This is a genomic window from Methylobacterium sp. D48H (assembly GCF_053345715.1).
Genome location: NZ_JBKFAP010000054.1, coordinates 1 through 8,179, shown reverse-complemented (window position 1 = coordinate 8,179; position 8,179 = coordinate 1). Strand labels below are relative to the sequence as shown.

7 protein-coding genes and 3 pseudogenes are annotated in these 8,179 nt (G+C 51.9%); 9 read left to right on the top strand and 1 reads right to left on the bottom strand.

The window, feature by feature from the left end; all coding sequences use genetic code 11:
* A pseudogene (locus tag ACLBX8_RS31190) lies at positions 1-371 on the top strand (hypothetical protein); the annotation flags it as partial.
* A 938-nt stretch (positions 372-1,309) separates the two neighbouring features.
* Here ACLBX8_RS31190 and ACLBX8_RS31185 read toward each other — a convergent pair.
* A pseudogene (locus tag ACLBX8_RS31185) lies at positions 1,310-1,504 on the bottom strand (IS3 family transposase); the annotation flags it as partial.
* A 176-nt stretch (positions 1,505-1,680) separates the two neighbouring features.
* Between ACLBX8_RS31185 and ACLBX8_RS31180 the strand changes: the two are divergent.
* From ACLBX8_RS31180 to ACLBX8_RS31145, 8 genes and pseudogenes are all read left to right on the top strand, one after another.
* Positions 1,681-1,905, top strand: a pseudogene (locus tag ACLBX8_RS31180) (transposase family protein); the annotation flags it as partial.
* A 578-nt stretch (positions 1,906-2,483) separates the two neighbouring features.
* Positions 2,484-2,831 carry an FHA domain-containing protein gene (locus ACLBX8_RS31175; protein ID WP_447716368.1) on the top strand — a complete coding sequence of 116 codons (348 nt, stop codon included), beginning with the start codon at positions 2,484-2,486 and terminating at the stop codon, positions 2,829-2,831.
* A gap of 10 nt (positions 2,832-2,841) precedes the next feature.
* Complete coding sequence (locus ACLBX8_RS31170; protein ID WP_447716367.1) at positions 2,842-3,618, top strand: MotA/TolQ/ExbB proton channel family protein; 777 nt, start codon at positions 2,842-2,844, stop codon at positions 3,616-3,618.
* Positions 3,619-3,651: 33 nt separating this feature from the next.
* Positions 3,652-4,350, top strand: coding sequence for an FHA domain-containing protein (locus tag ACLBX8_RS31165; protein ID WP_447716366.1), 699 nt, complete (start codon positions 3,652-3,654; stop codon positions 4,348-4,350).
* Positions 4,347-5,198: a PP2C family protein-serine/threonine phosphatase gene (locus tag ACLBX8_RS31160; protein ID WP_447716365.1), complete on the top strand. Its 852-nt coding sequence runs from the start codon at positions 4,347-4,349 to the stop codon at positions 5,196-5,198. The genes ACLBX8_RS31165 and ACLBX8_RS31160 overlap by 4 nt, the downstream gene beginning before the upstream one ends.
* A gap of 45 nt (positions 5,199-5,243) precedes the next feature.
* Positions 5,244-5,924: a hypothetical protein gene (locus ACLBX8_RS31155; RefSeq protein ID WP_447716364.1), complete on the top strand. Its 681-nt coding sequence runs from the start codon at positions 5,244-5,246 to the stop codon at positions 5,922-5,924.
* 40 nt (positions 5,925-5,964) lie between these two features.
* A complete protein-coding gene (locus ACLBX8_RS31150; RefSeq protein ID WP_447716363.1) occupies positions 5,965-6,642 on the top strand; it encodes a hypothetical protein in 678 nt (225 codons plus the stop codon).
* Positions 6,643-6,674: 32 nt separating this feature from the next.
* Positions 6,675-7,262, top strand: a complete 588-nt coding sequence (locus ACLBX8_RS31145) for a hypothetical protein (protein ID WP_447716362.1) — start codon at positions 6,675-6,677, stop codon at positions 7,260-7,262.
* Positions 7,263-8,179 lie beyond the last annotated feature (917 nt).

Here is an 8,179-nt window from a genome sequence, read left to right as displayed (position 1 = left end):
ACGATGAGCGCAAGGCCGCGGAGGCCAAAAGGGCCGACGATGAGCGCAAGGCCGCGGAGGCCAAAAGGGCCGACGATGAGCGCAAGGCCGCGGAGGCCAAAAGGGCCGACGATGAGCGCAAGGCCGCGGAGGCCAAAAGGGCCGACGATGAGCGCAAGGCCGCTGATTTGCGATCGCGGGCCAAGAAAAAGCTCGATCAGAAACGGATCAAACAACAAGACAATGAGCGCAACAATGAAAAGTCCCGGCCCTTACCCAAGAAAAATAATCCGCCACCAAAACCATCTGTACACAACACTAAAAATCCCCAATCTAAATCCCGAAGCACAGGATCCTGTTTTATGTTTAATGGAAGTCGTTTTTGCGAGTAAGGACTCAGCAAATGATACATATGGATATGATATGTCTATCAATTGTAATTGGCCATCTGCTGTACGATATTAGTAAATCGTCCAAAATATAACGAAATCTTTACTTAATTTCTCGGAGAGAAAATATGAGCTGCATAGTTAAGATTTTGGGGTCAATCTTTTTGTTTGCCTCTACTGCTGCAATTGCGATGGATATCCCCGTAAAGGGAATAAATCTAATCGATTCGAGTGGGATTAAGTCCAGCGTTAGAGTGGTATCAGGCCGTAAAATTTTTCTAACAACCTACGGTGAAGATGCGGGCTGTCATAAATCCGGAATCCAAGCGGAAATAGGGAAGAAAATTTTATACCAGATGCGATGTAAACAAGCGGGAAAATGGGGAAATGGGCTATCCACTTTTTCTGAGGCCTCTTTCGACGGGCAAACTATTCAGCTAACCTCAAATAGTCTTCTTGGCGCGGAATACAGTATGCATACGACTTGGGAGATTAGCCTGGATCGCACTAGCTGTGCCGGCTACGTTTATTATGATTTTCCGGGCGTTGTTAACAAGAAATCTATAATCAGTTGTGCCATTCTAAGATGATCATGATCACTGCCATGACAATTATGTCCCAATATTATCTCAATAACAATACGTTCGGATTAAACGATAACTGCGAAATCACTTAATAAACTACCGAAGTCTTTGGGAAGGCATGAACCGTGAGTAAATATGCATTAGTTTTTATTCTTGCTTGCCCGTCGTCAGGTGATTTGAGACGACTTGAGGCGCTCAGAGCCCGACCGATAAGTCGTCTGTGAGGCCAAAGGCGGTGCGGCCAGATGCACTCTCACGTTGAGCATTGAGGGTCCAAAATCTCCTCCCGGACTTCTCATGAGGCACTTATCGGACGGGTCTCAGGAACGGAGGCTCTGGTCCACCTGGGTTGAGAGGTTAGGCAGCCTGCGCGTGATGGCGCAAGCGGCGATCCATGAGGGTCTGGCGCTTGATCCGCGTCCGCTCCTGCAGGATGGCCTCGCCACGGCCGAAGTAGACGTCGGCAGGCGTGAGGCTGCCCCGGCTCTCGTGAGCCCGAGCGTGGTTGTAACGCTCGACGAAGGCGGCAACCCGCGCCTCCAGCTCGACGGGCTGGTGATCAGGTCCTGGGCTTTGAGCAAGCGGTAGACGGTCGCTTCCGAGACGAAGTAGCGGCCCTCCGGTTGTCAGCGGGCGTTGAATACTGGTTCTTCCGCACTTCGTGTGGCGAAGTGTGCCGGCCGGCGTGACGTGCCCCATCTCCGGAGATCGGCTTTCCGGAGGACGCCATGCCCCGCCGTATCCTGCCGCTCGTGCCCGATGGCTCGACCGTCGTCGGCATCGAGCCGGCGACCGACCCGCTCATCGTGCGCGTCGTACCCCGTCCGGGCCCGACGTGCTGTCCCACCTGTCGATCGTCCGCGGGCCGCAAGCACGGTCACTGCGAGCGCACCCTCGCCGATTTGCCTTGGCAGGGCCGGTCCGTCCACCTGCGCCTCCGGCTGCGACGCTTCCGCTGTGCGAACCCAGCCTGCCCGCGGCGGACCTTCAGCGAGAGTGTCGATGACGTCGCCGCCGCTCATGCCCGCCGATCCGACCGGTTGCGCGTGCTCCAGCGCCATCTCGGTCTCGCCCTCGGTGGTGCGCCCGCCGCCCGTATGGCGCAGCGTCTCGCGATGCCGGTGAGTGCCGATATCCGCGCTACTCGATGTAGGTGGCGAGGATGGCCGAGAGGTCGAGCGGCTCTCGCACCGTATCGCGGACGAAGTGCGCCACGTGCCCAGGCGCCACGAACTCGTGCAGCGAGGGCGGCAGTAGCCAGACAAAGTCGCGTGCGCGCAGCAGCGGCGGGCCTTAAAGGTGAGTACGCGACCAGCATCGAGCAACGGCTTGTGCCAGACTATGCCAGCACGCAACGCCAGAGCGAGATACACACAGCAACAATGACGAAATCAAGTCGCGCCGCGCTCCCCTGGCAACTGGCTGCGATCGCGGCGGCAGAGAAGCCTATGCAAACGCCATATTTATGCTTTAATAGGCCTCGAGATGCGCCGCATCCGATAGGAATTCAATAGGGAATGTGCCATCAGCAATGAAAGTCCCATCCTTGATATGCGTAGTCGGTCGTGACCCGGATCTGACTAAGCCCTACGTGAAATTGCTTGATCAAAGTATATCTCGAGTACACGCCACGATCTCACATCTTCCTAACGATCGACTGATTGTAGAAGATCTCGATAGCTCTAATGGAACCTATCTACGCAGCAAGGGTATATGGAAGAAATTTCAGCAGAGAATTGTAGATGTCAGCGAAGAGATTCGCTTTGGTAGATACACAATTCTGCTGTCAGATTTGCTGCAGCAAGTGCAAATTCCTGCCGGACGGGTAAAATTCCGGAGAAACCCTGAGACTGGCGAGATTATACAGGCCACAGAATAGGAAAACGAAGGTGAGTACAAAACGGTTTGATTTAGACTCGCAGAGGCAAATAATTGCCGTTATCTCCCTGATCTTATCAGTTATTCTTATATATGCACTATACGCAACTCTGAACGATGAATGGGCTCATATTTTATTAGACCGCGCCCATACTTTCCCCTACTCGGTGCAAAATGGAATGTGGATTGCGTTTTGTATCGGCCTAGGGGAACTATTAGTCCGATTTGTCGCCGCCAAGCGAGAATTCAAACAACTAAGATCTGGTTTTTTGCCAGAAGATGATACAATTATCCTTCAGTCAGATGATCTTCCTGGCTTATATAGGAACTTGAAATCTAATACACGCGCGACCGCGTGTTTTCTACCCAGGTTAATTAGCCGCTGCATACTTCAGTTTCAAGCTAGTAAATCAACTGCTGAAAGCGCATCCCTATTGAACACTAGCGTCGAAATGTTTTTACACGAAGTCGATCTGCGCTACAATATGATCCGTTATATTTGCTGGGTAATTCCATCGCTTGGTTTCATCGGAACAGTTGTTGGAATTGGGCGGGCGCTGGAGCATGCCGGCGATCCTGCTCACATTTCGGACGCAAATCTCCTGACGGACGTCACAGGCATGCTAGCTGTGTCCTTCAATGGCACGTTCTTAGCTCTAGTCATGGCTTCAATACTTGTTTTACTACAGAACATTGCTCAGTCCAAGGAAGAACACGCACTCAATTTGGCCGGACAATACTGCCTTGACAACTTAGTCAATAGATTGTATGTGGCAGATAGAACCTAAGTTGAATCATTCAGCTTTAACTGAGGCAACAAGATGGAAAACGTAAAGACGCTGCTAATCGCGCCGGCGGAACCAAAGACAGAGGGTGATTCTGGTAAGACAGTTTTGGTCGGGCAGGTGAACGGGGACTGGGAACCCGCAACCTTAGATATCGCCAGTATCAATGATGATCGGCTTCGCTCGCCGGCAAATCGGCGTCTTGCCTGGCCCGCTCGAGATTCTGCGCTGACCATCGCTGGACGTCTTGAACCTCGGCCGACCGTGTCAGTGACCACTGACGATGCAGCTACCAGACTTGTTCGATTTGAAACTCCCGCTGCTGTACTCAGTCAAACGCAAATTGATCCGTCCATCATCCGACCGGCCATAACTTCCGCTGGGGCTACAGCCGACCCCGTCACAGGCTGGGCAGTGATCGTTGATGGCCCCGGCAGAGGACACTCCTTTGAACTTGGTGTGGGCGTCAATTCGGTTGGCCGCAATCTAGATCAAAAAATTGCTCTCGCTTTCGGTGATGAAGGGATTCACCGCGAGAAACATGCATTCCTAATATATGACCCGAAATCTCGTCGCTTTTATGTAAATTGTGGCGAAGGTCGGAATCTTACATACCTAAATGATGAATTGGTTTTGACCCCCGTAGAGGTTTTCGGCGGCGAAACTATAACTGTCGGGGCTACCAAGCTTAAATTTGTGCCCTTTTGTGGACCTCAGTTTGGCTGGATAGAATGAACAAGGCGCCGAAAGGTTCAATTTCGTCCGTATACGGCAGCGCTATTCAAGGCACACGAAACGAGCAGGAAGACTCTTTTGAGATTATAGAGCTCGAAGAAAATCGTAGCAAGCTCTTAGTCTTAGCAGACGGAATGGGTGGCCATGCGTGCGGACGGTTGGCAAGTTCGGTTGCGGTCTCATCTTTTTGCGAATGCTTTCTCAAGAAGCACAAAGCGCAAATGCCGGCGTCAGCATGTCTTGAACAAGCACTTGAGGCAGCGAATTTAAGTTTGTCGCGCTTCCAGGACGCAGATCCGAATACCCGCGGCATGGGCACGACACTTGTTGCCGCTTATGCGACGAGAACTGATGTAATTTGGATCAGTGTTGGCGACTCACCACTCTGGCTTTGCCGCTCTAATCGCCTGTACCGACTCAATGAAGATCATTCCCTACGCGCTATGAGCCTAGGTCGAACTACTGATCTGTCAAATATGCTGCAGTCAGCACTGACTGGAGATATCATACCACTCATTGATATTTGCAAGGAACCTCTTGGGTTGAGCGCGGGAGACCAAATACTCCTAGCATCTGATGGAGTTATGACATTATCTGACAATGAAATAATCGAAGTGATTGCAAGACATCCGTCAGGTTGTCCGGAGACCAAAGTTAACGACGTACTAAGCACAATCGAACGCAAGGGAAAGTCCAATCAAGACAATAGCACAATAGTTATATATCAGATCAACGAAAATGCATCTAATGGCTTTGCGATGGACAGCGTTATTCGACACCCCATTGCGGCACTACTCATTGTTTTGTCTTTTCTCGCCACTGCGTTAATTTTACTTATGCGGACTTGAATCCTACAGATGCGTCGCCCCCAAAGGAATATTGAGATTTTTAGCATGTCCGTACTGGACATGTTTGCATCGGCATTGGGAGCATTTATTATAATAGTAGTTCTTTTGTTTCCGTACTACAACAAAGCAAAGCTTGAAGTGAAAATGAGGAAGGATCTTGAAGTCTTAGAAACTGATCTCAAGGAGGTACGCCGGCAGTCCGCGGACGCGGCCAGCGCGCTAAGCAACGTTCTTCTCCAAGTAAAAGAGGGAAATGCCGCTGCGAGTGGTCTAAAGGAATGTAAGCGAGCGCGCGCTATGTGTGAAGCTTCTCTTACAAAGACATTTCTCGTCGTTGGGGCTGAATGGGATGAGCCGTGCGACGTTGATCTTTATGTTACTGATCCCGCAGGTCGCACGTTCTCCTATGCGATGCGAAAGTTCTCCGGTCGGCAGACAGGCAGCGGAGAACCTGATGACTCGCAGCTGAGCCTAGATATGCGGGACGGTCCAGGCATTGAGATTTGGCAGTCGCCAGTGGCTCGTGAGGGGACGTACAAGGTGAGTTATAACGTGCTCAAACTTCAAAGTCCCAGCGTTAGAGTTCGTGGTTGGATAATTGACCGCACCAGTGGGCGACGGTTGTTGCCTGAAGTCCTCTTGACGCCTTCAAAATCCAGGGCCCATGCAGCAAACTTAGTTATATCCCGGGACGGCTCAACCGTGATTCAAAGCGAACAGGAATGAGGTGATGCGTCGGCCGCATCGTAACATAGAGATATTCAGCATGTCGGTGCTCGACATGTTCGCATCTGCGCTGGGCGCCTTCATTGTTGTTTCTGTCATTCTTTTCCCGTACTACAAGAAGGATAATTCAGAAGAGATCAAATCGTTGGACCGGCAACTTAAACAGCGAAGTGCCCTCATAGCGAGCGAAGCCAGGAACTTAGAGAATATCAAAGTCGCCACCGGCGAGCAGAAGGAGCAGCTCGGTCAAATCCGAGCTTTGGTAGCTGAAAATAAAAATTGTCAACTCGGCAAACTGCGGTGTCAAGCGGAACTAGGTAGAACATTCCTGCTTGTGCAGATCGAATGGAAGAAATCGATCGATGTCGATCTGCACGTGATTGATGCTGACGGAAATGAGTACTTCTGGGCGAAGCCAAACAAACTCAGCCGGGATTTTCCCGGGTCGCGTTCGCAATTGAGCATCGACTCAATTGGTGGAAGTTCTGGCGGAGTTGAGGTTTGGGTTGCGCCCGAGGCGAAGCCTGGCAGCTATCGTGTAGAATATGTCATCGAAGCCTCATCCGGTGGCTCGGCTGAGGTCACTGGCTTCGTGTTTGATCGATACGGGCGAAAAGATCTGCCTATGACGAATGTCAGTTCGGGATTAAATGCGAGTTCAAGGGTAGCTGCCGCAACGGTAGTAATCCATCAAGACGGCCAGATGACTATTGAGTAATCGCCCCATTGCTCGGGACTATAGGTTGAAACATGACGTTAGATCGGCTCAAAATCTCAACTGTACTGCGGCGCGCATTATGTCACCCAATCTTCGTTTTAATCGTAGCTGTAGTTTTTTGCGTTTGGTTTGCCGGTTGGCAGTCAAGCGCAATCGCAGCGGACGATGAAGGTTATTGGCTTCAGCAAGGCGGCATGAAGGTGAAAACTTGCGTTGGCGCACGGGAAGAGCTTGCTCTAAAGGTCGCGAATGGCGGCAATGCATGGGTGCTAATTACAGGACAGGTGGGGTGTATAGACGCTGGCGACGTCTTTCGATATCGGATAAAACATTTATCTGTTCAGATAAATCCTTCGTCGCGCGCTCGCATCGTACGGGAAAAACTTAATTTCGACTGGATTGGTCTCGCTTTGTACCGGCCGAGATCGGGGGCGTCCGGGATTGAGTGGTTGTTTGATAACTCTCTGCCTATTGATGGGTCTCTTGAAAAATCTAGTGACGGTATAATTTACTTTGGAAATGTGGAATTTGATGTGCCAAAATCAGCGTCGAATCAGGCCGCTCGATTGCTGTTTTATATGACTTCCGAGGGCGTCCTGTATCAATTTTGGATGCTTTGAAACATGTTCCGATGGCCCAAACTTGATTTCCTGTCGACTCTCGCCGCATCAGCTTTGCTGGCTGTTCCAGCTTCTGTGCTTGCTCAGCAAGATCAAGCAAGCAAGTCCGGCGACAACTTCAGAACGCAATTCGATTTTTCAGCACCAGATGCGAGTAAAATACTTCGCAATCCCGCTTTCCGCACAGGTGGGAAGCCAGCATTAAGAGCATTTGGGCCCGTTGGCCGCGTTGGGCCACCTTCTAGCCGATATAGCACTAAGGATATAAAAGGGAAGTACAACGAGATAGGTGGCGGGGAACCTTCCACTTCCGATCAGGAGGATGCCGCGGATGACGCAGAAACTGTAGTCCGCGGAAGTCCATCTGCATCGCAATCGAATGTGGATGAGACACGAGCTCCGGGCGCGCGCCCGCGCGACCAGGCTCCTGCTCGTGCGCGGCAACTAGAAGATACAGTCAGAAGATCCAACGCCGAGGCAGAAACCTACCTTAGAGACGACATTGCTAATCAGATTAGCGCCGTAGCCGCAGGCCGCGGTCACGAAATAGTTTACCGACCAAGTCCAGCTGCCAAGCGGGATCGTTCCCGCAGACAATTGGAGCAGCGGTTATTTGGGGAACTGCTTGCTACTCGGCTTACAGGGATCGTAGGAACATCTGGCGCCGGCCGGAATGGAACAAACCTCGATGCTTCCGTCGAAGCGGTGGTTGGGCAACTCGTCGGTTCGGCGGCTCTTGGTGGTGCCTCAGGAGCGGGCTCGGCCGGCGGGGCTGGATCTCCCGGTACGAGCGGGGCTCCAGGCGGAAACGCCGGCCAGCGTAGTTCTGGATCAGCGGCTCTTGGTGGTGCGTCAGGAGCAGGCGCGGCCGGCGGGGCCGGCCAACGAGGTTCTGATTCGGCCGCGTTTGGTGGTGC

Excerpts from the sequence above, each read along its gene's own strand:
- ACLBX8_RS31155 (WP_447716364.1), top strand. The coding sequence starts at position 5,244 with ATGTCCGTACTGGACATGTTTGCATCGGCATTGGGAGCATTTATTATA.
- ACLBX8_RS31150 (WP_447716363.1), top strand. The coding sequence starts at position 5,965 with ATGTCGGTGCTCGACATGTTCGCATCTGCGCTGGGCGCCTTCATTGTT.
- ACLBX8_RS31175 (WP_447716368.1), top strand. The coding sequence starts at position 2,484 with ATGAAAGTCCCATCCTTGATATGCGTAGTCGGTCGTGACCCGGATCTG.
- ACLBX8_RS31160 (WP_447716365.1), top strand. The coding sequence starts at position 4,347 with ATGAACAAGGCGCCGAAAGGTTCAATTTCGTCCGTATACGGCAGCGCT.
- ACLBX8_RS31145 (WP_447716362.1), top strand. The coding sequence starts at position 6,675 with ATGACGTTAGATCGGCTCAAAATCTCAACTGTACTGCGGCGCGCATTA.
- ACLBX8_RS31165 (WP_447716366.1), top strand. The coding sequence starts at position 3,652 with ATGGAAAACGTAAAGACGCTGCTAATCGCGCCGGCGGAACCAAAGACA.